This is a genomic window from Pseudomonas anuradhapurensis (assembly GCF_014269225.2).
In the GTDB taxonomy this organism is placed as follows: Bacteria; Pseudomonadota; Gammaproteobacteria; order Pseudomonadales; family Pseudomonadaceae; genus Aquipseudomonas; species Aquipseudomonas anuradhapurensis.
In genome coordinates this window covers 3,090,705-3,115,267 of record NZ_CP077097.1, presented here as the reverse complement: position 1 = coordinate 3,115,267, position 24,563 = coordinate 3,090,705, and the positions used below count along the sequence as shown (strand labels likewise).

The following is a 24,563-nucleotide window of genomic DNA, read 5'->3' as shown; positions in this document are numbered from 1 at the left end:
GTCACTCCCGTGCTTTCACCGAAGCCAGCGGCGCCGTGCTCGCCGCCGGGATCACGCTGGCCTTGCGCAGCGCCGTGAACACTTCGTCGCGGCTGCCGAGCATTTGCACGACGCCGTCGCGCAGCATCAGCACCTTGTCGACCGCGCACAGCACGTTGGGCCGGTGGGAAATGAGGATCACGGTTGCCCCGCGTGCCTTGAGTTCGGCCAGCGCATCGACCAGAGCCTTTTCGCCAACGTCGTCGAGGTTGGCGTTGGGCTCGTCAAGCACCACCAGGTTGGGCTCGCCATAGAGCGCACGGGCCAAGGCAATGCGTTGTTTCTGGCCACCGGACAGCGGCGAGCCATCGGCTGCCAGGCGGGTGTCATAGCCCTGCGGGAAGCGCAGGATCATGTCGTGCACGCCGCTGCTGCGGGCCGCACGGATCACCGCTTCGCTGTCCACTTCGGCAAAGCGGGCAATGTTCTCGGCGATGGTGCCCTCCAGCAGCTCGACGTCCTGTGGCAGATAGCCAAGCCAGGGCCCCAGTTCGGCCTTGTTCCAGTTGAAGATGTCCGCGCCGTCCAGGCGTACCTTGCCGACCTGAGCCGGCCATACGCCGACCAGCAGGCGGGCGAGGGTGGACTTGCCCGAGGCCGATGGGCCGATGATCCCCAGGCTTTCGCCCGGAGTCAGGCTGAAGCTCACCCCACGCACGATGGGCGTGTTGCTGCCGGGTGCGCTGGCGATCACGTTTTCCACGGCCAGCATGCCCAATGGGCGTTGCAGCGGCATGCCCGCTGGCCGCTGCGGGTAGTCCTGCAGCAGCTCGTTCAACCGGCCCCAGGCCGAACGGCAACCCAGCAACTGCTTCCACGAGGCAATCACCTGTTCTACCGGGGCCAGGGCGCGGCCGGCCAGGATCGAGCAGGCGATCATCATGCCCGGGGTGATCTTGCCTTCGATCGCCAGCAGGGCGCCGGTACCGAGGATGACCGACTGCAAGGTAATGCGCACGAAACGCCCGGTGCTGCTGATCAGCGCGGCACGGTCGGACGCCAGCGTCTGCATCTGCAGGATGCGCAGGTGGCCTTGGTACCAGCGCTTGCCGATCGCCGGCAGCATGCCCATGGCCTCGATCACTTCGGCATTGCGCAGGTTGTTGTTGGCATAGCTGGCTGACGACAGGGCGGCCTGGTTGGCTTCGGCCAAGGGTTTTTGCGTGGCTTTTTCGGTGAGGTAGGCCAGGGCCACCAGGATCAGCGAGCCGATCAGCGTGACCAGCCCCAGCAGCGGATGGATCAGGTAGCTGACCAGCAGGTAGATCGGTGTCCAGGGGGCATCGAAGAAGGCGAACAGGCCGCTACCGGTAACGAACTGCCGCACCTGTGCCAGGTCATGCAGGGCCTGGGCCGGGTTGCCGCCGGCACGGCTCAGGTTGCGCTCGAAGGCGGCGCTGAAGATGCGCCGGTTGAGGTCCATGTCCAGGTAGTTGCCGACCCGGATCAGTACCCGGGTGCGAATCGTCTCCAGTGCCGACATCATCAAGTACAGGCCGATGACCAGCAAGGTGAGCATGCCCAGGGTGGTGAGGTTGCGGCTGACCAGCGCACGGTCGTACACCTGCAGCATGTAGATGGCTGGCGTCAACATCATGGCGTTGATCACGCCGCTGAAGGCACCCAGGGCGAGAAAGCTGCGGCGCAGGCTGAACAACACTTCGGCCAGTTCGGAACGGGTGCGTGGCGGCTTGTGCATCAGTGGCCCCCTTTCTCACAAAACGGGGGTTGCCGTTGCGGCGCCCCGTACAGCGGTAGTCGTGGCTTCTGGTCGGCTCGCAGGCGGGGCGCTTGAAGGGCGAATGGGTCAACGCGCCGCGTTGCTTTCATATGTTGGAGCGTAGGTTGCAGCGAAACGACCGATAATATCGATTTGCTCTAGCGATACTTTGAACCTTTTATAAGTACCGGGAAAACATCTGCTTGCAACGCATTCTCATTATTTTGCAAGGCTTTTTGACGAGATATTGACAGGGCATGCGATGACTTTGACCTGATCACGTTATACTCCGCGCCTTTTGCCAGTGCCGGAAGCCGCCCATGCGCCAGGTTTTGCTCATCGTCGATGTCCAGTCCACCTTCAGCCCGCCAGAGTGGCTGGTCGATGGCCTGCGCCGGTTATCAGCAAACATTCCCACCATTGCCTCGGTCGAACTGCACGACGAACAGGTCACGCCTTTCGAACGCCAGCTTGGCTGGCACCCGGCTGCCGAGGACGAAAACCTGGTCGAGGCCGACCGAGTTTTTGTCAAGCATGGCTATGGGCAGAGCACCGAGGCTATCGCGTACATCCGTGAGCTGGGCGTGGAGCGGGTGCTGGTGTGTGGGCTACAGACCGAGACCTGTGTACTGGCGGCTGGCTTTGCCCTGTTCGATGCCGGGTTGATGCCCACCTTGGTCACCGACATGACAGTCGGCTCCTCGCTGGATCGATCGGGCAAGCTGGGCATCGACCTGTGGAAGCATCACTTCCGCCAGGTCACCACCTCCGTCGAGGTGCTCGGCGAACTGGCCGAGCCAGGCTAGTACAGGATCATCGCTGGCCTGCGCGGGGTACAACATCAACTGTAGGAGCGGATTTATCCGCGAAGCAGGCGACACGGTGGATGACACCGGCCGAAACCGCTCCCCAGGCCGAGGAGCGGTCGCGTCAACCGGTCAGCGGTGGGCGCTTCAGGCCACGTCGACCAGTACGATCTCGCTGTCCTCGATGGCGGTCACCCGCAACACCTCCTCCTGCTCGATCGCCACGCCATCGCGCGCCTTGGCCCGCAGCCCATTGACCTCCACCAGCCCCTTGGCCGGCACCAGGTAGCCGCGACGTGCAGCATCGAAGCGGTACTCGGCGGTTTCACCCGCGCGCAGGGTGGCAGCCACCAGGCGGGCATCGGTACGGATCTGCAGGCTGTCCTCGTCACCTGCACGGCCGCTGGCCAGGGTAACGAAGCCTTCGCCTCGTTCACCTTTGGGGAACGGCCGGGTGCCCCACTGCGGTGCTTCACCGGTGCGCTCCGGCACTATCCAGATCTGGAAAATGCGCGTATCGACGTCTTCCAGGTTGTACTCGCTGTGCACGATGCCGGTACCGGCGCTCATCACCTGCACGTCACCGGCTTCGGTACGGCCCTTGTTACCCAGGCTGTCCTGGTGGCTGATCGCGCCTTCACGCACATAGGTGATGATTTCCATGTCGCGGTGCGGGTGCGGTGGGAAGCCGCTGCCGGCAGCGATCAGGTCGTCGTTCCAGACCCGCAGGTTGCCCCAGTGCATGCGCGCCGGGTCGTAGTACTCGGCGAAGGAAAAATGATGGTGGGCATCCAGCCAGCCGTGGTTGGCGTGGCCGAGGCTTTCGAAGGGTCGCAGTTGCAGCATGGTCGTGCTCCTTGAATCAGTGGAATGGGGCCATGATGCGCCAAATAAAGATCGAAAATAAGCGTAAATATCGACTTAAAACAATCAATAAAATAGATTATTAAATGTGCAGCATTCCATTCGCTTCATCGCCTAATCCACTGATCTGCAAGCATTCGCTGGCGATTTTCTGCCGATGCGGCGAACATGCTCGCTGATTTTGCTTTTCACCGGAGTGACCGTGGCCCCCGAGCAAACCCAGGCCCCAGCCGACCTTACCCCACCTGCCCAGTTACCCTGGTTTCGCCGCCTGGCGGCGCGCCTGCTGGGGCGCGGCCTGACCCGCCTGCGTGCCCAGCACCGCGACTCGTGGTTCCTCGGCCATGTCAGCGGCCAGCGCAGTGGCCATGCCGAGGGCATGCGCGAGGGCTTCGAGCGCGGCCGGGTAGAGGGCTACGAGGCCGGGCGCCAGGTACTGGTGATCCGCGATACCCGCCCCGACGTTGGCGCCGTACCGGGGCAGGACGGCAACCTGTTCGAGGACTGGCGCCTGCCATTGACTGCCGAGTTGAAAAAACGCTTCAAGGCCGATGTCGCCCAGCGCCTGCCTGCCGAGGCCCAGCCCAGTGCCGCGCAGTGGAAGCTGATCTTCAGCGATACGCCCTCCACCTGCGTGGTTGCCGGGGCCGGGGCAGGCAAGTCGACCTCGCTGGTCTTGCGCATCCTGTTGTTGCGCCATTACCTGGGCTACGAGCTGGATGCGATGACCGTGGTCACCTTCACCCGCGAGTCGCGCAAGGACTTCATCAAGCGCCTGATGCAGGTGTTCGCCCTGTGGCAGAGCGACTTGCAGGCGGCACAAGCCCGCGAGCTGGTGCGCACCTTCCATTCGCGCATCCTGCCGCTGGTGCGCAGCCTGCCGGGCTTTGCCCAGGTACGAGCGTTCGAAACGCTGGGCAACGAGATGCCCGCCGGGCGTGAAGCCGACGCCGAGAGCAACCCGTTCGACCTGCGCCTGAACGACGCCCAGCGCCAGCAACTGAACCAGTGCTACAGCGTCTTGTTGGGGACCAGCGCGCGTTTCGCCGAACTGGTTGGCCTGTTGCGCAGCGAAGCCCTGCAACTGAAGCCGCTGGACCCCAACAACCCCGAAGTGCAGAAACGCGCACAGGTGACCCAGCTGGCCGCCCAGCGTGACGAAGAACTGTGTGACGTGATCGAGGACCTGTGGTTCGCCGCCGGCGCCTGGCCGATCAAAGGTATCGAGCCCTGTCGCGAGACGGTCGAGATCCGCGGCAGCCGCTTCCATGTACATGGTCGCCTGGGCGCCGACGGGCCACTGGTCGTGCTGGGCTTCGACCCGGCAGAAAGCGCCCAGTACCAGCGCCCCGGCGCCAAGCTGGCGGTGCGCGCCGAGTGGGCGGTCAAACGTACCCTGTTGCAGGCATTCTGCGACAAGCCGCTGATCTGGCTCGACAACTATGCCATGGCCCGGCGCCTGGCCGCTTCGCTGGCCGGTGATGCGGTGGCCGGCCCCGGCTTCGAATACAAGGTCAAGGGTGAGCTGGCCCCGGCGCCGCTGCTGGACGCCTTTGTCGGCGCCGCCAACTTCATCGAGAACCTCGGCCTGGAGGTCAACCCTGCCGTGGCGGCGATGAGCTTCCCGCCAGGCGACAGCGACGCCTTGTTCTTCGAGGCCCTGGCCCTGTACTGGAAGGCCCTCGAGGCGCACCTGCTGGAGCAGTCGCCACCGGTCATGAGCTACAACCGCATGTTCGCCCTGTTCGGCGAGAACAACCCGGAGAACCTGCGGTTGCTGCCTGACCCATTGCTGCGCCCGCTGGCGCACCTGATGATCGACGAGTTCCAGGACGTGTCGCCACAGATCGTCAGCTGGCTGCGCGCCAGCCTTGCGGAGATCCGCCGGCGCGGCCCGGCCATGCACACTGGGCGCAATGCCCGGTATTCATCGCTGCTGTGCGTGGGCGACGACTGGCAGTCGATCTACGGATGGCGCGGCAGCTCGCCCAAATACTTCATGGAATTCACCAAGGCGTTCCCGTCGCCAGCCAACACACGGGTGATGCTGGTCGACAACTACCGCTGCCAGCAACAGGTGATCGATGCGGCCGAGCACCTGGTCAAGGGCACCCCGGCGATCGCTGGCAAGAAAGCCAGGGCCAGTGGCCCGGCGGCGCAGTTGCCGGGCTCGCCGGTCAAGGTGTTCGACCGTGACGAGGCCGCCTTGGGGCAAACCTTGATCGAGCACTACCAGCGTGGCGAGACGGTCATGATGTTGTACCGCAAGGGCAGCGACAGGGCGCTGATGAACGAGCACCTGCACAGCGTGCTGCAGGTCGAGGCGGCGCTGCCGGCCGAGCAACGCCGGCTGCGCCAGCTGACCTACCACAGCGCCAAGGGCTTGCAGGCCGACGCCGTGTTCATGCTGGGCGACTGTCAGTACCTGACCAGCTCGCCCTACAAGAACCAGGTGTATCGCCAGGCCGGGCTGGGCAAGCCCGGCGATGCGCAACCGTTCGATACCGCGCAGCAGGAAGAGGTGCAGCGCCTGGCCTACGTGGCGGTGACCCGTGCGGTGCAGCATTGTTACTGGCATGTCGAAGCGGCCAACGGTGAAGCCGCAGCGCTGCCGCGGGCATCCAGCCAGGTGGACGGCAGGCAGGCGTACTTCGAGGACCTGCGCGGGCAGTGAGTCGGTGACGGTTAAGTCACGGTCGGTGACGGGCCAGTGGTGGGCATGACGATGCGCCAAGGTGACACGTCGGAGCCCTGCGTGGCCCGACGCAAGGGTTGCCGCTGGCGACAGGACTCGAAGGGGCCAGCGGCGTATTCGGCCTGGTGTGGTCGTGCCAGGCTTCAAGTCAGGAAGCGTACCCATGCGTTCTTCATCGACACCCAAGGATCACCTGCTGGACCTCAACGGCATTGAAATTGCCGTACGTTGCTGGGGGCCTGAAGACGGCATCCCGGTGCTGGCCCTGCATGGCTGGCTGGACAACGCCGCCTCGTTCGAGCGCCTGGCACCGATGCTCGATGGTTGCTTCGTGGTGGCCCCCGACCTGGTCGGCCACGGCCGCTCCGATCATCGCCGCCACGACAGTGGTTATTACCTGTGGGAGCATGCCGAGGACATGCTGGCGGTGACCGAAAGCCTGGGCCTTGGGCAGTTTCATGTGCTGGCCCATGGCATGGGCAGCGGCGTGGCATCGCTGCTGGCAGCCATGACCAGCGGCATCGCCAGCATGACCTTCCTCGACGGCATGGGCGCACCGTTCACGGTGGCCGAGGATGACCGCGTCGAGCACCTGGCCCGCGCCTACCGGCTCAAGCGCATGGTCCAGCGTAGCCAGCTGCAGGGCTTCGCCGAGCCCGACCTGTGCCGTTTCGAAGATTTGGACACCGCGCTGGAGCAACGTCGCGAACGCCTGGACACCGAACTGTCGGAAGCGGCGGCGCGGCTGCTGGCGCTGCGCGACCTGCTGCAGTTGGGCGATGGTTATTGCTGGCGCCACGACCCGCGCCTGGTGCTGCCCGAACCCATGCCGCTGACCGAGCGCGAAGCCTGCGAGCTGCTCAGCCAGATCCGCTGCCCGTTGTACCTGCTGTTCGGCCGTCAGGGGGCATTCACCGGTGAGGCCTTCAGCCGGCGCCAGGCGGCCTTGCCCGGCCAGGCGAAGGTGTCGTGGCACCCGGGCGGGCACCACTTCCACCTGGATGCACCGGACCGGGCCCTGGTCGACCAGCTGCTGCGTATCCTGGCCCGCCATGAAGGCGGCGTACTGCAACGCCTGGTGAACGAATAGCGGGATATGGTGGTGGCATGCGCCCGTGGGCTATTGTGGTGGGGGGTTACCCCCTGGAAACCGACCGCCACAAGGAGCCCGGCATGCGCCCATTCGCCATCAAGCACATCGACCATCTGGTACTGCGGGTCAGCGACCTGCCGCGTAGCATTGCCTTCTACACCGAGCTGCTCGGCTGCACGGTCAGCCGCGTGCGCGAAGACCTGGGCATGGTCCACCTGGCCACCGGCACGGCGATGATCGACCTGGTCACCCTCGACGGCCCGCTGGGCCAGCCTGGCGGTGCGGCACCGGGCGCCGAGGGGCGCAACCTGCACCATTTCTGCCTGCGCATCGAGCCGTTCGACGAACCGGCACTGAGGGCGTACCTGCAAGCCGCGGGGGTGCAGGTGGCGCCGGCCGAAAAACGCTACGGCGCCGAAGGCGAAGGGCTGTCGTTGTACTGCTACGACCCGGATGGCAACCAGGTAGAGCTGAAAGGGCCCGTGCTGTAGCAGCGGCCCACAGTGGATATCCCGTCAAAGCCTATTATGCTTCAGTAACCTTGCTGCGATCCGAGGCGGCCTGCCTCGTCGTGCTTCGCATAACCAAAGCAAGCCCCCAGGGCCTGGGTGCGACGGTGAAACAGCGGATGAGGTGCTCCCGGCCTGCATAACGACAAGACGGAGGCACCCCATGGCGGTTCTCGACAGCACATCCACGGGCAGTAGTGCGCCCCAACGCGGCATCACGCGGGAGGAGCGCAAGGTCATCTTCGCCTCGTCCCTGGGCACGGTGTTCGAATGGTACGACTTCTACCTGTACGGCTCACTGGCGGCGATCATTGCCAAGCATTTCTTCGCCGGCGTCAACGAAACCACCTCGTTCATCTTTGCCCTGTTGGCCTTTGCCGCGGGCTTTGCCGTGCGCCCGTTCGGCGCCATCGTGTTCGGCCGCCTGGGCGACCTGATCGGGCGCAAGTACACCTTCCTCATCACCATCGTGATCATGGGCCTGTCCACCGCGGTGGTCGGCCTGCTACCCGGCTACGCGACCATCGGCGTCGCGGCACCGATCATCCTGATCACCCTGCGCCTGCTGCAGGGGCTGGCGCTTGGCGGCGAGTACGGCGGCGCGGCCACCTATGTGGCCGAGCACGCGCCCAAGGGCCGACGCGGCTTCTTCACCGCCTGGATCCAGACCACTGCCACCCTGGGGCTGTTCCTGTCGCTGCTGGTGATCATGGCCTGTCGTACCGCCATGGGCACCGAGGCGTTCGAGGCCTGGGGCTGGCGCGTGCCGTTCCTGCTGTCGATCCTGCTGTTGGCCATTTCGGTGTACATCCGCATGCAGCTCAACGAGTCGCCGGTGTTCATGAAGATGAAGGCCGAGGGCAAGGCGTCCAAGGCCCCGCTGACCGAGTCGTTCGCCCGCTGGGACAACCTGCGGGTGGTGATCATGGCGCTGCTGGGCGGCACTGCCGGGCAGGCGGTGGTGTGGTACACCGGGCAGTTCTATGCGTTGTTCTTCCTGTTGCAGATGCTCAAGATCGAGCCACAGACCGCCAACCTGCTGATTGCCGGCTCGCTGCTCATCGGCACGCCATTCTTCATCTTCTTCGGTAGCCTGTCCGACCGCATTGGCCGCAAGAAGATCATCATGGCCGGGTGCATCATCGCCGCGCTGACCTACTTCCCGATCTTCAAGGCCCTGACCCAGTACGGCAACCCGGACGTGTTTGTCGCTCAGGAGCAGAACCCGGTGGTAGTGGTGGCCGACCCTGGGCAGTGCGCGTTCCAGTTCGACCCGGTGGGCAAGGCCAGATTCACCAGCTCGTGCGACATTGCCAAGAGCCTGCTGGCCAAGCGGGCCATCCCCTATACCAACGAAGCGGCCGAGCCTGGCAGCGTGGCGCAGATCCGCATCGGTCAACGGGTACTGCCAAGCTTTGACGGCAGCCGCCTGGCAGCGGCCGACTTCAAGGCGCAGAGCGAGGCCTTTACCGCCACCCTGAGCGGCGCATTGAAGGAAGCGGGCTATCCGGAGAAGGCCGACCCGGCGAAGATCCATTACCCGATGGTGCTGTTGCTGCTGACCCTGCTGGTGATCTACGTGACCATGGTCTACGGGCCGATCGCGGCCTGGCTGGTAGAGCTGTTCCCGGCGCGTATCCGCTACACCTCGATGTCCCTGCCTTACCACATCGGCAACGGCTGGTTCGGCGGTTTCCTGCCGACCGTGGCGTTCGCCATGGTGGCGGCGACCGGTGATATCTACTATGGCTTGTGGTACCCGATCGTGATCGCGTTGATGACGGCGGTGCTGGGCATCTTGTTCCTGCCGGAGACCAAGGACCGGGATATCCATCACGCCTGAAGGTTGAGGCTACCCGTAGCGGCCTCTTCGCGGGCTTGCCCGCTCCCACAGGGATACCACTGTGCCTGAGGGCAGTGAGTTACCTGTGGGGGCGGGCAAGCCCGCGAAGAGGCCGGCATAGCCAACCCATCAGTCGAAATAGCCACGCAATCCAAAGGCATACCCGGTATCCACCCCGGCAGCCTCGCCCCGGCTCCAGCGCTTCTTCAGCACGAACTCGAACGCCGGCTCATAGAGCCCGTCACGCACCAGCGCGCCCGCCAGCACCTCCACGTCATACCAGCCATTGTCCAGTTCGATGATCGGGCGCCCCGGCACCTGGTAACGTGCCAGCAGGTCGCCGAGTGTCTTCGCGGTGAAGTGTTGCAGGATGCGCCAGGTGTACAGCATCAGTACACCGTGTTCGACCCGCAGCACATAGCCGTTGCGGCGGTGCTTGAGGCGGCTGCCGGGTTCACGCAAGGCCGGGGTGTGGTGGCCCAGGGTGAACACAATGCGGTAGGGCAGGTTGTCGACCCCTGCCAGCGGCAGCACGATGCCTTCGCGTACCGCCTGGTCGCCGCTGTCGCCGTGGGTGAAGGCGTGGGCCAGGTCGTCGGGCAGGTCATGTTGCAGCTTGAAGCGCTCGAGCAGCTGGATATCGCCAAGCAGAAAATAGTCGACCAGGTCGTTGAGCACTTCGCTGAATTCGTGGCGCATCTTTCTATTGTTCCTTGTGAGTGCGCTTGCGGACCCTGGCAAATGTAGCACTTCAGATTGGCTTCAGATTCGCCGCCGATACTCCCCCTCGACACCTACTTGAAGGGGGACAGCTATGACCCAGGCAGACAGCCCCAGCCTGTTTCCGCTGGCGATCGGTAGCCACGGCGACCGGCTCGCCCATTTGAGCCTGAAACTCCCGGGTGAGCCAGGGCGCGACGAGCTGGAGCAGTTCATTCACGCCCGCTTTGCCTGCGCCCACCATGCCGATGTGCAGCATTACCTGCCCGAACTGCTCGGCCTGCACGACAGCCACGGGCGCTTGATGGCCGCCGTGGGTATCCGCCTGGCCAGCACCGGCCCGACCTTTATCGAGCGTTACCTGGATGAGCCGCTGGAGGTCGCCGTGACCCGGCTGGCGGCCAACCCGGTGAGCCGTGCGCAGTTGGTCGAAGTGGGGAACCTGGCGGCGCTCAGCGCCGGCAGCGCGCGGATCATGATCATCGCCGTGACCTGGTTGCTGGCCACCCGCGGCCTGCAATGGGTGGCCTTTACCGGCGCCGCGACCCTGGTCAACAGCTTTCATCGCCTGGGCCTGGTGCCTACGGCATTGGCCATGGCCGATCCTGGTCGGCTGAATGGCGACGCCGACAGCTGGGGCAGTTACTACGCGCAGCACCCGCAAGTGTTCGTCGGCAGCATCGGCTATGGTCATGCAGCCCTGGCCCGCGGCGGTGTGTACGAACGACTGGGGTTGCCCAGCAGCGTGCCGGAGGCTGGCCATGCCGCATGAATGCCAGCTGTTCAAGGAAGTGCTGCAACTGCATGCCCGCCACCGGGGGGCGCAACCGGCGCTGCTGGGGGCTGCCGAGCGCTTCACCTATGGCCAGTTGCTGGATGAGGTCGAACAACGCCAGGCCTGGCTGAGCGCGCAGCCGCCGGGCACTTTCGTCCTGGCCCTGGAAAACGGGCCACAAGCGCTGCTCTGGGACTTGGCTGCGCTGTTCGCGGCGCGCCCCATCGTCATCCTGCCGGCGTTCTTCAGCAGTGCCCAGCGCCGCCATTGCCTGGCGCAGAGTGGCGCGGTGCTGGCGCTGGCCGACGAGGCTTTCGCAGACGATCTGCACGCCTGCGGCTTCAGTGCCGGCGAGCGCTTCTGGAGCCGCCCGCCGAGCGCGGGCGTGGACTTGCCAGCGGGCACTGCAAAGATTACCTACACCTCCGGCAGTACCGGGGCACCCAAGGGGGTCTGCCTGAGTGCCGAGGCCATGCTGCGGGTTGCGCGCGAACTCGAGGCCGCCAGCCGACCGACAGCGCCGACCAGGTACCTGGCGGTGTTGCCGCTGGCGGTACTGCTGGAAAACCTCGGCCTGTATGCGGCCCTGCTGGCCGGGGCGAGCATTGTCCTGTACCCGCAGGCGCAGCTGGGTTTGCGTGGCGCCAGCCAGGTCGACTTCAAGCAACTGCTGGGTGCCATTGCCTTGAGCGGCGCCGAGAGCCTGATCATGGTGCCACAACTGCTGCTCGGCCTGGTCACGGCCATCGAGCGTGGCCTGCTGCGGGTAGGCCCGTTGCGCTTCGTGGCGGTAGGCGGGGCACGGGTGGCGCCGAGCCTGCTGGCCCGTGCCGAGGCGGTCGGGCTACCGGTATTCGAAGGCTACGGCTTGTCCGAATGTGCCTCGGTAGTGTGCCTCAACCGCCCCGGCGCCAGGCGCCCGGGCAGTGTCGGCCGGCCGCTGCCGCATGTGCAGGTACGCATTGCCGAGGATGGCGAGGTGCAGGTGGCCGGCTCGGCGTTGCTCGGCTACCTGGGTGAGCCAGCGTTCAACGCACCCTGGTTGTCGACCGGTGATCTCGGGCACTTCGACAACGACGGTTTCCTCTACCTGGCCGGGCGCAAGAAGCACCAGTACAGCACCAGCTTCGGGCGCAACGTCAACCCCGAGTGGGTCGAGGCCGAGCTGACCCAGGGCGGGGTGATTGCCCAGGCCTTCGTCTACGGCGAAGGCCTGGCGCACAACCTGGCGCTGCTCTGGCCGCTGGACCCGCACGCCGATGACCACATGCTCGAGCAAGCCGTGCGCCAGGCCAACGCCGGGCTGCCGGACTACGCCCGGGTGCATGCCTGGCGGCGCCTGCCCGAACCGCTGAGCGCCGCCGGGCAAACCCTGACCGCCAACGGCCGGCCACGCCGCGAACAGATCCTGCGGTGTTACCACAGCTTGTTAACCGACCTTCAATGACCCACGAGGTTTTGCCATGCTTTTTTTCGATAGGCTGCAACAGCAAACCGCCGACGAGCGTACGGCATTGTTCAATGTCCCGGTCATCCGCGACGCGCTGGCCGGCAAGGCCAGCCTCGAGGCCTATGTGGCGTTTCTGACCCAGGCCTACCACCATGTGCGGCATACCGTGCCGCTGATGATGGCCTGCGGAGCGCGTTTGCCGACGCGGCTGGAGTGGCTGCGCGGCGCAGTGTGCGAGTACATCGAGGAGGAGTACGGCCATGAGCGCTGGATTCTCGATGACATCGCCGCCTGTGGTGGCGACCCGCTGCAGGTGGCGAGTAGCCGTCCGGCATTGCCGATCGAACTGATGGTGGCGTTTCTCTACGATCAGATCGCCCGTGGCAACCCGGTCGGGCTGTTCGGCATGGTCAACGTCCTCGAAGGCACCAGCATTGCCCTCGCGACCCAGGCCGCCGGGACCCTGCAGGGAAGCCTCGGCTTGCCGGACCGGGCGTTCAGCTACCTCAGTTCTCACGGCGCGCTGGACCAGGACCATATGGCCACCTACCGTGGCCTGATGAACCGCCTGGAGGACCCTGAGGATCATCAGGCAGTGATCCACGCCGCCAAAGTGGTGTATCGCCTGTACACCGCCATGTTCGAAGGGCTGCCGCATGCTGCGCAGCAGGAGGCCCAGCATGCGCCTGCCTGATTGCGTGGCGGTGCTCACCGGTGCCAGCGGTGGTATCGGCCTGGAACTGGCAGACCAGTTGTGCAGCGCCGGTGCGCGGGTGCTGGCGGTCAGCCGGCAGAAGGGCAAGCTGGCCGAGCTGATGGCACGCTACCCGCAGCAGTTGTACTGGCAGCAAGCCGATCTGCGCAGTGCCGAAGGCCGTCGCGATGTGCTGGAGGCGGCCCGGGCGCTGGGCTACTGCAACCTGCTGATCAACGCTGCCGGAGTCAACCGCTTCGCCTTGCTCGAACAGCTGGACGAAGCCGCCCTGGACGAGCTGTTCGATCTCAACGTCAAGGCCGCCATCCAGCTGACCCGCCTGTTCCTGCCGCTGCTGCGCGAGCAGCCCAGTGCGCTGGTGGTGAACGTGGGGTCGATCTATGGCTCGATCGGTTACCCCGGCTATGCCACCTACTGCGCCAGCAAGTTCGCCTTGCGCGGTTTCTCCGAGGCGCTGCGCCGCGAGCTGGCCGACACCTCGGTCAACGTGCTGTATGCGGCACCGCGCACCACCCGCACGGCGATGAACAGCAGTGCCGCGCAGGCGCTCAACCAGGCCTTGAAGGTCGGCGTCGACGACCCGCAGGACGTTGCCCGCGCGGTGCTCGACGCGGTGCAGGCCGAGCGCAGCGAACTGTATCTGGGCTGGCCGGAAAAACTCTTCGTGCGCCTCAACGGCATGTTGCCGGGCGTGGTCGACCGCGCCCTGCGCAAGCAACTGCCGCTGATTCGCCGCTACAGCACCTGGCACAACAAGGAGTCGAGCAAATGAAACGTCTGTTACTGGCCAGCCTGCTGGCCATCGCCCCATTCACCTGGGCCCTTGACCAGAATGGTACCCAGCAGCTCGCTGCCATTCAGCAGCGCTGGGCGGTGATTCGCTATGAATTGCCCGAAGCCCAGCGTGCCGGGGCGTTCGAGGCCCTGGCGGTACAGTCGGCAGCGCTGGTGCGTCAGCACCCGGGCGCGGCCGAGCCACTGATCTGGGATGGCATCGTCAACAGCAGCTGGGCGGGTGCCACAGGCGGGCTGGGGGCCCTGGGCAAGGTCAAGGCCGCCCGCGCCAGCCTGGAACAGGCCCTGGCCGCGGACCCCAAGGCGTTGCAGGGCTCGGCCTACACCAGCCTGGGCGCGCTGTATGACCAGGTGCCGGGCTGGCCGCTGAGCTTCGGCGACCAGGCCAAGGCCGAGGGCCTGCTGCGCCAGGCACTGGCGATCAACCCCGACGGTATCGACAGCAATTACTTCTGGGCTGACCACCTGTACCGGCTCAAGCGCTATGATGAAGCCCGCGCGGCCCTGCAGAAGGCCCTGCAGGCACCGCCCCGGCCAGGCCGGGAACTGGCTGACCAGGGCCGGCGCGGTGAAATCGATGCTTTACTCAAAGCGATCAAGGACAAACAGGATTGAGCATGCGCCTGCTGCTGGTGGAAGATGACGTTGCATTGGGGGAGGGGATCTGTGACGGCCTGCGCCGCGAGGGCTATACCCTCGACTGGCTGCAGGATGGCGCCAGCGCCTTGCACGCGCTGTGTCACGAGGCGTTCGACCTGGCCATCCTCGACCTGGGTTTGCCACGCCTGGATGGCATCGAGCTGTTGCGGCGCCTGCGCGCCGCCGGCAACAGCCTGCCGGTGCTGGTGTTGACTGCGCGTGATGCCACCGACGACCGTATCGCCGGGTTGGACGCCGGCGCCGATGACTACCTGGTAAAGCCCTTCGACCTCAACGAACTCAAGGCCCGCTTGCGGGCCTTGCTGCGCCGCAGCAGCGGCCGCGCGCGGTTACTCATCGAGCACGCCGGGGTGTGCCTGGACCCGGCCACCCAACAGGTGCACTACCAGGGCCAGCAGGTGGTCCTCACGCCCAAGGAATACCTGCTGTTGCACGAGCTGCTGGCGCAGCCGGGCAAGGTATTCACCCGCGAGCGCCTTACCCAGTTGCTGTATGGCTGGGATGAAGAGCCCGAGAGCAACACCCTGGAAGTGAACATCTACCATTTGCGCAAGAAGCTCTTCAACGGGCTGATCCGTACCGTGCGCGGCATCGGTTACCTGGTGGAAGGCAAGGCATGACCTCGTTGCGCCAACGCACCCTGTGGCGGGTGATGCTGCTATTGCTGCTCGGCAGCGGCCTGCTGGCGTTGTACAACTACCACGACAGCCGCCACGAAATCGCCGAGGTGTACGACGCCCATCTGGCGCAGAATGCCCGGCTGCTGCAGGGCATCATGAGCCTGCCGGTGCAGGAGCAGAGCCGTGGCGAGTTGTACCGCGCCTTCGACGAGGCGTTGAGCAAGGCCGGGCGGCACCGGGTCGGGCATCCCTACGAGAGCAAGCTGGCCTTCCAGGTATGGGCCGACGACGGCACCTTGCTGGTACATACGCCCAGTGCCCCGCAGCTGCAGCAACCGCCCCGGGCACCAGGGTTCGCCGATGTGGTAGCGGGTACGCAACGCTGGCGCAGCTTCGTCCTGCCGGTCCCGGAAAAGCGCTGGGTGATCTGGGTGGGCGAACGCAGCGACGTGCGTATCGACCTGGTCGAGCGCATCGTGCGGCATACGCTGCTGCCATTCCTGTTCGGCAGCCTGGCCCTGGCCTTGCTGGTGTGGGCGGCTATCGGCTGGGGGCTGCGGCCGCTGCAGAACATGGCCAGGGTCATCCGCGCCCGCCACGCCGACTCACTCGAACCGCTGCAACTGGTGCCACTGCCCAAGGAACTGGAACCGATGCAGGCCGCAATCAACCGCCTGCTCGGGCAGATCGGCGACCTGCTGAGCCGCGAGCATCGCTTTATTGCCGATGCCGCCCACGAGATGCGCACGCCGTTGGCGGTCCTGCGCCTGCATGCGCAGAACGCCCTCAATGCAGCCAGCAGTGCCGAGCGGGACAAGGCGCTGGGCTTCCTCATGGGCGGTGTCGACCGCCTTGCCCGGGTGGTCAACCAGCTGTTGACCCTGGCCCGCCTGGAGCCGCGACCCGGTCGGCGTGACTGGCCGCAGGTCGACCTGCAGGCGCTGGTTGCCGAGACCCTGGCCGACCTGACCCCGTGGATACTGGAACGTGGGCTCGAGCCGTCGCTGGATATCGCGGCTGGCGACTACCAGCTGCATACCGACGCCGGTGCGCTGGGCATCGCCTTGCAGAACCTGGTGACCAATGCCGTCGATCATTCCCCGCCGGGCGGGCGCATCACCGTGACCCTGCAACGTGAAGGGCAGGCGCTATTGGTCAGCGTCGACGACGAAGGGCCAGGCATCGCCGTGGCCGACCAACAGCGCGTGTTCGAGCGTTTCTACAGCAAGGGCTCGGCCAATGGCGCCGGCCTGGGGCTGTCGATCGTCAGTACCATCATGACGCGTCTGGGCGGCAGCGTGCAGTTGCGCAACCAGCTGCCGCACGGGCTGCGTGCGACCCTGCGGCTGCCGGTAGCGCCTGGCTAGCCGCTAGTGCTTCTGGGCAATCTGGATCAGGTTGCCGCAGGTGTCATCGAACACCGCCACGGTCACCGGCCCCACGGCGGTAGGTGGCTGGGTGAACTGCACACCCGCTGCACACAGCCGGGTGTACTCGGCCTGGATGTCGCGCACGCCGAACGAGGTGGCAGGGATACCGTCCTGCTTGAGCGCCGCCTTGTAGGCCTTGGCAGCCGGGTGCGCGTCGGGTTCCAGCAGCAGTTCGACGCCGTTGGGGTCGTTGGGGGAGGTAAGGGTCAGCCAGCGGTGCCGGCCCATGGGGATGTCGTGCTTGGGTTCGAAGCCGAGTACGTAGTGATAGAAGGCCAAGGCCTTGGCCTGGTCGTCGACAAGAATGCTGGTGACCACGATCTTCATAGACACACACCGTATGCTTGGGGCCGATGAATACCAGTAAAGACGGTTGAGGGTAATTGACCAGTGGCGCCCTTACCAAAAACCTGTTCAAGCCATAGGTAAATCCTTCACCTCCCGGCCCCCACGTGGCGGCTGCCGAGGGTAAAGTGGCAAGCATGATTCCAGCGCCCGGAGCGGCGCCAGCGAGGTGCCCGTGGCTGCCTATACCCTGCGACAACTCAAGTACTTCGTCACCACTGTGGAGGCCGGCAGTGTCGCCGAGGCTTCGCGCCAGCTGTACATCGCCCAGCCGTCCATCTCCACGGCGATCAAGAGCCTGGAGGAGAGCTTCGGCGTGCAGCTGTTCATCCGCCACCACGCCCAGGGCGTGTCGCTGACGCCCAGTGGCAAACGCTTTTACGCCAAGACCAAGTCGCTGCTGCAGATGGCCCACGAGTTCGAGCAAAACGCCCTGGCCGATAACGACACCGTGGCCGGGCAGATTGACATCGGCTGTTTCGAAACCGTGGCCCCGCTGTACCTGCCGCGGCTGATTGCCGGCTTTCGCCAACGCTACCCGGGGGTGGACATCCGCTTGCGCGATGGCGAACAGCAGGACCTGATCCAGGGCCTGACTGCCGGCACCTTCGACCTGGCATTTCTCTACGATCACGACCTGGACGGCACCATCGAAGCCGAACCGCTGATGCCAGCGCAGAAGCCCTATGTGCTGCTGCCCGAGCAGCACCGCTTTGCCGGCCAGGCCCAGGTGTCGCTGCGCGACCTGTGCCCCGAGCCGATGATCCTGCTGGACGTGGCCCCGAGCCGCACCTACTTCGTCAGCCTGTTCAACGAAATGGGCCTGACGCCGAACATCGTCTTCAGCTCGCCATCGATCGAGATGGTGCGCGGCATGGTTGGGCAGGGCTTCGGTTTTTCCTTGCTGGTGACGCGCCCGCATTCGCCGTACACCTACGACGGCCAGCGCCTGGTGATGGTGGATATTGCCGAGCCGGTCGCGTTGTCCGGGCTGGCGGCGGCATGGTTGAAACGGGTGCACCTGACCAAGCCGGCTCAGTTGTTCGTCGAATTCTGCCGGGAACAGCTGGCGACATTCTGACCCGGGCGCGCCATGCCGGCTATTGCCGGGGCAGGGCATGCCGGCTGCTCAGGGGTTGACCTGATAGCCGCGCCCCTGCAGGCAACCGGCGTAGGCACTGGCATGGGCCTGCGCCTGCGCTTCGTCCTGGCCACGGCGGTCCTGGCGGCGCTCCTGGCGCTGGCGCATGCCGCCGACGGCGGCACCGGCGGCAGCCACCTCGCCGGCACGGTTCTGCCGGTACGCCTGCTTGGCATCGTCACTGGCCCGGTCATACAGCGCGTCATGCTGGTTACCGCGCACCTGTGCGCCCGCCGCACCGGCAACCGCGCCGGCGGCGGCACCACGCACGCGGCCACCGACATGCGGGTCGTTGGACGTCGCGGCGCTGTTCGCGGCATTGGTCGCCACGGTATTGCAGTCGTTGATATCCAGTTGCATCTGCTGGCTGCTCTGGCCCTTGAGCGGCACCACCGACTGCGCCAGGGCGGCCGGGGCCGCGCACAGCAGCACCACCAGGTAACTCCACGTCGACCTACGCATGCTACACCTCCAGCGGGCGGGATCCCGACTCTCAGAATAGTTCGCCCTGGCCGAGCGGATGGCAGTTTTGCCCAGATGGGCTAAACCGGATATCAAGCGTTGTTCGCCGGCGCATCTCGGCCTGAACCGGGCCAATTGTGGAAGCACCATGAGCCAGACCCAGCACCTGATCATCTGCGAATACTGCGACTCGGTGTACTACCGGGCGCCGCTGCTAAAGCATCAGCGTGCCCTGTGCCAGCGCTGTGGCGGCGTGCTGTACCGGTACACCTCGCTGACCGTGCAGCAACGGCTGGCACTGAGCGTGACGGGCGGCATCCTGCTGGTGTTCGCCAATTTCTACCCGGTGATGACCATCGGCATGCAGGGGCTGACCCATTCGGCGACATTGTGGGACTCGGTGCAGATCCTCAGCCACGGCAGCATCACCTTTATCGCCCTGGTCATGGCCTTGTCCATCATCGTCGCGCCGGTGCTGCAGATCGGGCTGTTGTGCTGGTTGCTGGGTTTTGCCCTGGCTGGCCAGCGTGCGCCGGGTTTTGCCGTGTGCATGCGCAGCCTGGAAGGCCTGCGGCCCTGGAGCATGCTGGAGGTCTGCCTGCTGGGGGCGCTGGTGGCGGTGATCAAGCTGGCCGGCTTGCTCGAAGTGATCCCCGGCATCGGCCTGTTGGCCCTGGCTGCGCTGAGCATGCTGATCATTCATGTCGCCGGCAAGGACATCCGCGACCTGTGGGAACAGCCATGAACACCCCGGCCAGCGCCGATGACCTGGGCTTGTGCCTGTGCCATGGCTGTGGCCAGGCCTGCCCGCTGGGCAGTGGCGCCCACACCTGCAGCCGCTGCGGTGCGCCCATTCACCGGCGCAAGACCAACGCCATCAGCCGCGGCTGGGCCTTTCTGCTGGCCGCGCTGATTTTCTATATCCCCGCCAACCTGCTGCCCGTGATGCACACCGAGATGCTCGGCAGCGGCAGCGAAAGCACCATTGGCGGTGGGGTACTGGAGTTCTGGGAGGCCGGGGCCTGGGACATCGCCCTGATCATCTTCATCGCCAGCGTCGGTGTGCCGGCCATCAAGTTCTTCTCGCTCGGCCTGTTGCTGTACACCGCCCAGCGCGGTTCTACCTGGGCCTGCCGGCAACGCTCGCAGCTGTACCGCTTCGTCGAGTTGATCGGTTACTGGTCGATGCTCGATGTGATGGTGGTAGCACTGGTGGCGGCGTTGGTGCAGCTGCGTGGCTTGGGCACCATCGAGCCGCGGGTGGGCATCCTGTTCTTCGGCATGGTGGTGGTGCTTACCATGTTGTCTGCGATGAGCTTCGATCCACGCCTGATCTGGGATCGCCATGCCAACGAGGGGAGGCCGCATTGATGGGGCAGCAGACTGACAACCACGATGGCGCCGGGCAGGTCGAGGTACGCACCCGGCGCTGGAACGTGTCGCTGGTATGGATCGTGCCGATCGTGGCGATCCTGATCGGCGCCTCGCTGGTAGTGCGTAACTGGATGCAGCAGGGCCCGGTCATTGCCATTGCCTTCCACACCGGGGAGGGGCTGGTGGCCCACAAGACCCAGGTCAAGTACCGCAGCGTGGTGATTGGTGAAGTCACCACGGTGGAGTTGGCCGACGACAAGAAGAGCGTGGTCGCCAAGGTGCAGTTGTCCAACGATGCCCGCGCCTTCGCCACCCAGGGGGCGCGCTTCTGGGTGGTGCGGCCACGCATCGGGGTCGGCGGCGTTTCCGGGGTGGATACACTGTTTTCGGGCAGTTTCATCGGCGCGGATGCCGGCGAGTCCAAGGTGCCGGAGAAGTCGTTTGTCGGCCTGGAACTGCCACCGCCGATTACCTATGACGAAAAAGGCAAGCGCTTTGTACTCACCGCCAGCGACCTCGGCTCGCTGGATGTCGGCTCGTCGATCTACTACCGCAAGATCCCGGTGGGCGAGGTGGTGTCGTTTGCCCTGCAGGGCGATGGCAAGGGCGTGGAGATCGGCGTGTTCGTACAGGCTCCCTACGACAGCTTCGTCACCGCCGATACGCGTTTCTGGAATGCCAGTGGGGTCGACATGCAGATCGGTGCCAACGGCCTCAAGGTCGATACCGAGTCACTGTCGTCCATCCTGGTGGGCGGGCTGGCCTTTGGCTCGCCCGACTTCGCCCCGCAAGCCGATCCCGCTGCCGACCAGGCGCGCTTCCAGCTGTTTGCCGACCGGGATACCGCTCTGGCACCGCCCAGTGGCCAGGCGCAGTACCTGCAGTTGCGCTTCGACCAGGCCATGCGCGGCCTGTCGGTGGGCGCGCCGGTGGAGTTCAAGGGCGTGGAATTTGGCCGGGTGACCTCCATCAAGCTCGATTACGATGCTACCCGGCAGGCGTTTCCGGTAGTGGTCGATGCGGTGATCTACCCGCAGCGGCTGGGGCCGGTGCACCGCAAGATGCTCGCTGCGTTCAAGCATAGCGAGGGTGACATGGACGGCGCCCGGCGCCTGATTGGCACCTTCGTCGAGCATGGGCTGCGGGCCCAGGCCCGCAGTGGCAACCTGATCACCGGGCAGATGTTCATTTCCCTGGACTTCTACCCGGACGCGCCCAAGGTCGCGTTCGACAGGACGGCCGACCCGATCACCATTCCCACGCTGCCCGGCAGCCTGGAACAGTTGCAGGAACAGCTGCAACGGGTGGTCGAGCGCATCAGCAAACTGCCCTTGGAGAGCATCGCCAGCAACCTCGATGGCAGCCTGCGTGAGCTGCGTGCCAGCCTCAAGCAGTTCAATGGCCAGACATTGCCGGAGGTGCAAGTGGCGCTGGACGAGATGCACAAGACCCTGCGCACGGCCAACTCGGCGATTGCCGAAGACTCGCCGCAGCGCGAGCGGATGGGGGAGACCCTGGACGAACTGGAACGCATGTCGCGTTCGCTGCGTGACCTTGCCGATTACCTGGGCCGCCACCCCGAATCGCTGATTCGCGGTCGGCCGAAGGCGGCCGGGGCCGCAGGCCTGGAACCCTGAGGAGAACGCCGATGCAACGACTGCGCAATGTATGTGGGGCCGGGCTGCTGGCACTGCTGTGGGGCTGCAGCACGCCAAACAACTATCACACCTTGGTGCCCAGCGAGCCGCCGCGTGACGGCGGCCAACGCATCCAGGTGGCCAGGGTGGCAGTGCCGCCGCAGGTGGACCGCCCGCAATTGGTGGTACGGCAAGGGCAGAGCGGCCTGGCCATTCTCGAGACGGAGTGGTGGGGGGCCAACCTGGTGGACGAATTCCGCAGTGCCCTGCAAGACCAGCTGGGTGGGCCGGTGGGTAGCAGCAAGACGCTGCTGCGCGTGGACGTGCAGCGCTTCGACATGGTGCCGGGGCGCTACGCCTCGCTGGAAGCCTTGTGGCGTCTGAGCCAGCCGGGGCGGGCCGAACTGACCTGCCGCACCTCGCTGCAAACGCCAGCGGACAACAGCATCGCCAGCCTGGTCAATGCCCACCAGGCCAACCTGCGCAAGCTGGCCGAGGCCGTGCGAAGCAGCGCCCGCCAGGGGCGTTGTAGCCAGCCGGCCTGACTGAAGCGAGGTTGAGCTTGTGCAGGCTTCTGTTTTGCTCAAGATCTAGCGGCTTGCCCGATTGTGTGGGAGCGGGCATGCCCGCGAACACCGGCACAGCCGGTGCCATCTAACGTGCCGCCTGCTTCGCGGATAAATCCGCTCCTACAGGGGCTGCGTTAGCCGGTACAGGCGTGGCCTTGTGTCGCGAAAGGGCGCAATTACCCACCGTCAGTCCGGGCCTGCACCGTTCTGCGCCTGGCTGTTGCTGACCGTCTGCTGCACCCGCTCGGCCTTGTCCTGCGGCAGGCGGTCGAACTCGCGCAGGCCATCCTTGCGGTACGGGTCGCCAATCCAGCGCGGTGCCACCACGAACTGCGGGCTCACCAGGCTCTTCGCCGGCTCGTAGCGGTCGTAGCTCAACCCGGCGAGGTCGGACAGGGTGTGAATCAGGTGCGAGCTGCTGTAAGGGCGGTCGGCCATCGCCTGCAAGTCGCGCGGGTGCTCGGCACGCCAGCTTGGCGAGGTCCACAGCAGGAACGGGATGGTATACATCGGCCGGGTCGGCGCGCCTTCATTACGCCCCAGGCGGTCGTGGTTGCCGGAGCTGTACACGTCCTCGCCATGGTCGGACAGGTACAGCAGGAAGCCATTGGGGGTGGTGGCCGAATAACGCTTGATCAGGCTCGAGACCACGTAGTCGTTGTAGCGCACCGCATTGTCGTAGAAATTGTAGGTTTCCACCTGCTCGGGCGTCAGCACGCCGGGCGCGCCCTGGCGGTCGGTGAAGTGCGCGTAGTCATCCGGGTAGCGGTAGCGATAGTCCATGTGCGTACCCAGCAGGTGCACGATGATGAACTTGTTCGGCGCCGGGTCTTGCAGGGCCTTCTCGAACGGTGCCAGCACCACGTCATCGTACTGGCTGGCATTCTGGTTACGCTGGTTGTTCAGGTAGACCGGCGCGTCCGTCTGCTGCGAGAAGGTGGTCAGCATGGTATTGCGCTTGGTCATGGTCTGCTGGTTGGTGATCCAGAAGGTCTTGTAGCCGGCCTGCTTCAACAGGTTGATCAGCGACGGATCGGTGAGGAAGCGGTCCGGGTTCTGCTCATCGCCGAAGGTGAGGATCTGCTGCATCACTTCGATGGTGTACGGGCGTGGCGACACCACGTTGCGGAACACCGTCAGGCCCTCGTCACTGGCAGCCAGCGCATCGAGGTTGGGCGTGGTGTCACGGTTGTAGCCGTACAGGTGCATGTGCTCGCGGGTGGTCGATTCACCCAGCACCAGCACCAGTGTGCGTGGCGCTGCACCACTGCTGTCCTGCAGGTTTTGCAGGGGCGGCAGCGCGGCGTTCTGGGCCAGTAACTGCTGCATGTTGTCCAGTTGCTGGCGGTACTGGCGGTAGCCGACCAGCAGCTGCCAGGGCACGGCCGGCTCCATGCGCTGCTGGACCTTTTCTGCCGCGTCGGCAAAGCTGCGTTGCTGGGTGACCATCTGTTTGTAGAACGGATACACCAGGTTGGCCAGCAGCAACAGGGCGACCACTGGCAGGCGGCTGCGCAGCGGCAGGCGTACCGGGCGCACGCGCTTCCACAGCAATACGGCGACCAGCGTGTACAGCAGCAGTGCCAGGCCAAGCCAGGCGCTGAAGTACTGGCTGAAGTACTCACCGGCCTCGGCGGTGTTGGACTCGAACATCACGAAGATCACGCTTTGCGAGAACTCCTGGCGATAGATGCCGAAGTAGCTCAAACCTACCAGCGACGCGGCCCACAGAACCAGGCCGATGACCGCGGCCGTGGCGCGGGTGAAGCGCGGCAGCAGCAACACCGGGGCCAGCCACAGGCTGCTGAGGAACAGGGCGTCGCGGAAACCGGCGAAACCGGTGGTGCCGCTGAACAGCAGCAGCGCCTGGGTCACGCCCGAGAAGTACCAGAAGAACAGCAGGAGCCAGCCCAGGCCGGCCCAGTCCACGCGCTTGGGCGAAGAAGGGGATGGAGTGTGTGACACGTTTGCCTCGTCGTACCTTGGCGGCCAGCGGATCTGTGCGGCGCCGGAAAGGGCGTGACGCTAATCTGCCGGGTGTGAAAATAACGTCAACGAGGTGTTGGCCCAGGCAAGGTATGATGCATCCAGCCAAACCGCACTGACAGGTCGAACGAGAATGAACCGTCGCAAGAAGATCAAGCAGCTATTGCAGGCGCATGCCAAGAAGGCCAGCGCGAAACTGGCGCCGCGCAAGCCAAAGTACATTTGCAAGGCGGACCGCCTGAAGATGGAAGCCGAGGCGGCGGCGGATACCGCCAGCTGACCAACCAGCGCAGCCGTCAAGGCCGCGCCAGTTGC

Annotated in this window: 24 protein-coding genes; 18 read left to right on the top strand and 6 right to left on the bottom strand. The window is 65.3% G+C overall.

All coding sequences use genetic code 11. The annotated features are described in order from the left end of the window. Position 1: 1 nt before the first annotated feature. Positions 2-1,738 (bottom strand): type I secretion system permease/ATPase, encoded by a 1,737-nt coding sequence (locus HU763_RS14440; protein ID WP_186689912.1) that lies wholly within the window; start codon positions 1,736-1,738, stop codon positions 2-4. 341 nt (positions 1,739-2,079) lie between these two features. On the opposite strand from HU763_RS14440, the gene HU763_RS14435 reads away from it, so the two are divergent. After that, complete coding sequence (locus HU763_RS14435; protein ID WP_170029444.1) at positions 2,080-2,565, top strand: cysteine hydrolase family protein; 486 nt, start codon at positions 2,080-2,082, stop codon at positions 2,563-2,565. Between the two features lie 147 nt (positions 2,566-2,712). Here the strand turns inward: HU763_RS14435 and HU763_RS14430 are convergent, their stop codons facing one another. Then, positions 2,713-3,411, bottom strand: coding sequence for a pirin family protein (locus HU763_RS14430; protein ID WP_063913719.1), 699 nt, complete (start codon positions 3,409-3,411; stop codon positions 2,713-2,715). Between the two features lie 175 nt (positions 3,412-3,586). On the opposite strand from HU763_RS14430, the gene HU763_RS14425 reads away from it, so the two are divergent. The 4 genes from HU763_RS14425 to HU763_RS14410 all read left to right on the top strand — a co-directional run bounded on the left by HU763_RS14425 (position 3,587) and on the right by HU763_RS14410 (position 9,569). Further along, complete coding sequence (locus HU763_RS14425; RefSeq protein ID WP_186689914.1) at positions 3,587-6,103, top strand: UvrD-helicase domain-containing protein; 2,517 nt, start codon at positions 3,587-3,589, stop codon at positions 6,101-6,103. Positions 6,104-6,287: 184 nt separating this feature from the next. Then, positions 6,288-7,214, top strand: coding sequence for an alpha/beta fold hydrolase (locus HU763_RS14420; protein ID WP_186689916.1), 927 nt, complete (start codon positions 6,288-6,290; stop codon positions 7,212-7,214). Between the two features lie 83 nt (positions 7,215-7,297). Beyond that, positions 7,298-7,708 carry a VOC family protein gene (locus HU763_RS14415; protein WP_186677155.1) on the top strand — a complete coding sequence of 137 codons (411 nt, stop codon included), beginning with the start codon at positions 7,298-7,300 and terminating at the stop codon, positions 7,706-7,708. 181 nt (positions 7,709-7,889) lie between these two features. Further along, entirely contained in the window at positions 7,890-9,569 is a 1,680-nt protein-coding gene (locus tag HU763_RS14410) for an MFS transporter (protein WP_186689917.1), read from the top strand. Positions 9,570-9,698: 129 nt separating this feature from the next. Here HU763_RS14410 and HU763_RS14405 read toward each other — a convergent pair whose 3' ends face one another. After that, positions 9,699-10,268 (bottom strand): hypothetical protein, encoded by a 570-nt coding sequence (locus HU763_RS14405; protein ID WP_186689919.1) that lies wholly within the window; start codon positions 10,266-10,268, stop codon positions 9,699-9,701. Positions 10,269-10,383: 115 nt separating this feature from the next. Here HU763_RS14405 and HU763_RS14400 point away from each other — a divergent pair, with 115 nt between their 5' ends. From HU763_RS14400 to HU763_RS14370, 7 genes are read left to right on the top strand one after another with little or no spacing between them, the layout of a single operon-like run. Then, complete coding sequence (locus HU763_RS14400) at positions 10,384-11,061, top strand: thermostable hemolysin (protein WP_186689921.1); 678 nt, start codon at positions 10,384-10,386, stop codon at positions 11,059-11,061. Next, positions 11,051-12,511: an AMP-binding protein gene (locus HU763_RS14395; protein WP_186689923.1), complete on the top strand. Its 1,461-nt coding sequence runs from the start codon at positions 11,051-11,053 to the stop codon at positions 12,509-12,511. Before HU763_RS14400 ends, HU763_RS14395 begins: the two co-directional genes overlap by 11 nt. Positions 12,512-12,527: 16 nt before the next feature. After that, positions 12,528-13,208, top strand: a complete 681-nt coding sequence (locus HU763_RS14390) for an iron-containing redox enzyme family protein (RefSeq protein ID WP_186689925.1) — start codon at positions 12,528-12,530, stop codon at positions 13,206-13,208. Continuing rightward, positions 13,195-14,001 carry an SDR family oxidoreductase gene (locus HU763_RS14385; RefSeq protein ID WP_170029453.1) on the top strand — a complete coding sequence of 269 codons (807 nt, stop codon included), beginning with the start codon at positions 13,195-13,197 and terminating at the stop codon, positions 13,999-14,001. The genes HU763_RS14390 and HU763_RS14385 overlap by 14 nt, the downstream gene beginning before the upstream one ends. Beyond that, on the top strand, positions 13,998-14,639 hold the full coding sequence (locus tag HU763_RS14380) for a tetratricopeptide repeat protein (RefSeq protein WP_170029454.1): 642 nt from the start codon (positions 13,998-14,000) through the stop codon (positions 14,637-14,639). The genes HU763_RS14385 and HU763_RS14380 overlap by 4 nt, the downstream gene beginning before the upstream one ends. Before the next feature lie 2 nt (positions 14,640-14,641). Next, positions 14,642-15,304, top strand: coding sequence for a response regulator (locus tag HU763_RS14375; protein WP_170029455.1), 663 nt, complete (start codon positions 14,642-14,644; stop codon positions 15,302-15,304). Continuing rightward, entirely contained in the window at positions 15,301-16,671 is a 1,371-nt protein-coding gene (locus HU763_RS14370; protein WP_186689927.1) for a sensor histidine kinase, read from the top strand. Before HU763_RS14375 ends, HU763_RS14370 begins: the two co-directional genes overlap by 4 nt. 3 nt (positions 16,672-16,674) lie before the next feature. Here the strand turns inward: HU763_RS14370 and HU763_RS14365 are convergent, their stop codons facing one another. Further along, entirely contained in the window at positions 16,675-17,061 is a 387-nt protein-coding gene (locus HU763_RS14365) for a VOC family protein (protein ID WP_186689929.1), read from the bottom strand. A 193-nt stretch (positions 17,062-17,254) separates the two neighbouring features. On the opposite strand from HU763_RS14365, the gene HU763_RS14360 reads away from it, so the two are divergent. After that, the gene (locus tag HU763_RS14360; RefSeq protein WP_186689931.1) at positions 17,255-18,160 is read left to right on the top strand and encodes a LysR family transcriptional regulator; all 906 of its coding nucleotides are present in this window, start codon (positions 17,255-17,257) and stop codon (positions 18,158-18,160) included. A 48-nt stretch (positions 18,161-18,208) separates the two neighbouring features. Here the strand turns inward: HU763_RS14360 and HU763_RS14355 are convergent, their stop codons facing one another. Next, positions 18,209-18,682 carry a YMGG-like glycine zipper-containing protein gene (locus tag HU763_RS14355; RefSeq protein ID WP_186689933.1) on the bottom strand — a complete coding sequence of 158 codons (474 nt, stop codon included), beginning with the start codon at positions 18,680-18,682 and terminating at the stop codon, positions 18,209-18,211. 148 nt (positions 18,683-18,830) lie between these two features. Here HU763_RS14355 and HU763_RS14350 point away from each other — a divergent pair, with 148 nt between their 5' ends. Genes HU763_RS14350 through HU763_RS14335 form a run of 4 tightly spaced genes read left to right on the top strand, consistent with a single transcriptional unit; the run spans position 18,831 to position 22,238 of the window. Next, on the top strand, positions 18,831-19,427 hold the full coding sequence (locus HU763_RS14350) for a paraquat-inducible protein A (RefSeq protein WP_186689935.1): 597 nt from the start codon (positions 18,831-18,833) through the stop codon (positions 19,425-19,427). Further along, entirely contained in the window at positions 19,424-20,053 is a 630-nt protein-coding gene (locus HU763_RS14345) for a paraquat-inducible protein A (RefSeq protein WP_186689937.1), read from the top strand. Before HU763_RS14350 ends, HU763_RS14345 begins: the two co-directional genes overlap by 4 nt. Further along, positions 20,053-21,693, top strand: a complete 1,641-nt coding sequence (locus HU763_RS14340; protein ID WP_186689939.1) for a PqiB family protein — start codon at positions 20,053-20,055, stop codon at positions 21,691-21,693. The genes HU763_RS14345 and HU763_RS14340 overlap by 1 nt, the downstream gene beginning before the upstream one ends. Positions 21,694-21,704: 11 nt before the next feature. Continuing rightward, positions 21,705-22,238: a PqiC family protein gene (locus HU763_RS14335; protein WP_186689941.1), complete on the top strand. Its 534-nt coding sequence runs from the start codon at positions 21,705-21,707 to the stop codon at positions 22,236-22,238. Between the two features lie 210 nt (positions 22,239-22,448). On the opposite strand, the gene HU763_RS14330 is transcribed toward HU763_RS14335, so the two are convergent. Next, positions 22,449-24,227 (bottom strand): phosphoethanolamine transferase CptA, encoded by a 1,779-nt coding sequence (locus tag HU763_RS14330; protein ID WP_170029464.1) that lies wholly within the window; start codon positions 24,225-24,227, stop codon positions 22,449-22,451. Positions 24,228-24,381: 154 nt separating this feature from the next. On the opposite strand from HU763_RS14330, the gene HU763_RS14325 reads away from it, so the two are divergent. Beyond that, complete coding sequence (locus tag HU763_RS14325) at positions 24,382-24,528, top strand: DUF2986 domain-containing protein (RefSeq protein ID WP_170029465.1); 147 nt, start codon at positions 24,382-24,384, stop codon at positions 24,526-24,528. Positions 24,529-24,563 lie beyond the last annotated feature (35 nt).

What these genes read in the sequence shown, in the direction of transcription:
- HU763_RS14440 (WP_186689912.1), bottom strand. Translation starts at nt 1,738, where the DNA reads ATGCACAAGCCGCCACGCACCCGTTCCGAACTGGCCGAAGTGTTGTTC.
- HU763_RS14435 (WP_170029444.1), top strand. Translation starts at nt 2,080, where the DNA reads ATGCGCCAGGTTTTGCTCATCGTCGATGTCCAGTCCACCTTCAGCCCG.
- HU763_RS14430 (WP_063913719.1), bottom strand. Translation starts at nt 3,411, where the DNA reads ATGCTGCAACTGCGACCCTTCGAAAGCCTCGGCCACGCCAACCACGGC.
- HU763_RS14425 (WP_186689914.1), top strand. Translation starts at nt 3,587, where the DNA reads ATGCGGCGAACATGCTCGCTGATTTTGCTTTTCACCGGAGTGACCGTG.
- HU763_RS14420 (WP_186689916.1), top strand. Translation starts at nt 6,288, where the DNA reads ATGCGTTCTTCATCGACACCCAAGGATCACCTGCTGGACCTCAACGGC.
- HU763_RS14415 (WP_186677155.1), top strand. Translation starts at nt 7,298, where the DNA reads ATGCGCCCATTCGCCATCAAGCACATCGACCATCTGGTACTGCGGGTC.
- HU763_RS14410 (WP_186689917.1), top strand. Translation starts at nt 7,890, where the DNA reads ATGGCGGTTCTCGACAGCACATCCACGGGCAGTAGTGCGCCCCAACGC.
- HU763_RS14405 (WP_186689919.1), bottom strand. Translation starts at nt 10,268, where the DNA reads ATGCGCCACGAATTCAGCGAAGTGCTCAACGACCTGGTCGACTATTTT.
- HU763_RS14400 (WP_186689921.1), top strand. Translation starts at nt 10,384, where the DNA reads ATGACCCAGGCAGACAGCCCCAGCCTGTTTCCGCTGGCGATCGGTAGC.
- HU763_RS14395 (WP_186689923.1), top strand. Translation starts at nt 11,051, where the DNA reads ATGCCGCATGAATGCCAGCTGTTCAAGGAAGTGCTGCAACTGCATGCC.
- HU763_RS14390 (WP_186689925.1), top strand. Translation starts at nt 12,528, where the DNA reads ATGCTTTTTTTCGATAGGCTGCAACAGCAAACCGCCGACGAGCGTACG.
- HU763_RS14385 (WP_170029453.1), top strand. Translation starts at nt 13,195, where the DNA reads ATGCGCCTGCCTGATTGCGTGGCGGTGCTCACCGGTGCCAGCGGTGGT.
- HU763_RS14380 (WP_170029454.1), top strand. Translation starts at nt 13,998, where the DNA reads ATGAAACGTCTGTTACTGGCCAGCCTGCTGGCCATCGCCCCATTCACC.
- HU763_RS14375 (WP_170029455.1), top strand. Translation starts at nt 14,642, where the DNA reads ATGCGCCTGCTGCTGGTGGAAGATGACGTTGCATTGGGGGAGGGGATC.
- HU763_RS14370 (WP_186689927.1), top strand. Translation starts at nt 15,301, where the DNA reads ATGACCTCGTTGCGCCAACGCACCCTGTGGCGGGTGATGCTGCTATTG.
- HU763_RS14365 (WP_186689929.1), bottom strand. Translation starts at nt 17,061, where the DNA reads ATGAAGATCGTGGTCACCAGCATTCTTGTCGACGACCAGGCCAAGGCC.
- HU763_RS14355 (WP_186689933.1), bottom strand. Translation starts at nt 18,682, where the DNA reads ATGCGTAGGTCGACGTGGAGTTACCTGGTGGTGCTGCTGTGCGCGGCC.
- HU763_RS14350 (WP_186689935.1), top strand. Translation starts at nt 18,831, where the DNA reads ATGAGCCAGACCCAGCACCTGATCATCTGCGAATACTGCGACTCGGTG.
- HU763_RS14345 (WP_186689937.1), top strand. Translation starts at nt 19,424, where the DNA reads ATGAACACCCCGGCCAGCGCCGATGACCTGGGCTTGTGCCTGTGCCAT.
- HU763_RS14340 (WP_186689939.1), top strand. Translation starts at nt 20,053, where the DNA reads ATGGGGCAGCAGACTGACAACCACGATGGCGCCGGGCAGGTCGAGGTA.
- HU763_RS14335 (WP_186689941.1), top strand. Translation starts at nt 21,705, where the DNA reads ATGCAACGACTGCGCAATGTATGTGGGGCCGGGCTGCTGGCACTGCTG.
- HU763_RS14325 (WP_170029465.1), top strand. Translation starts at nt 24,382, where the DNA reads ATGAACCGTCGCAAGAAGATCAAGCAGCTATTGCAGGCGCATGCCAAG.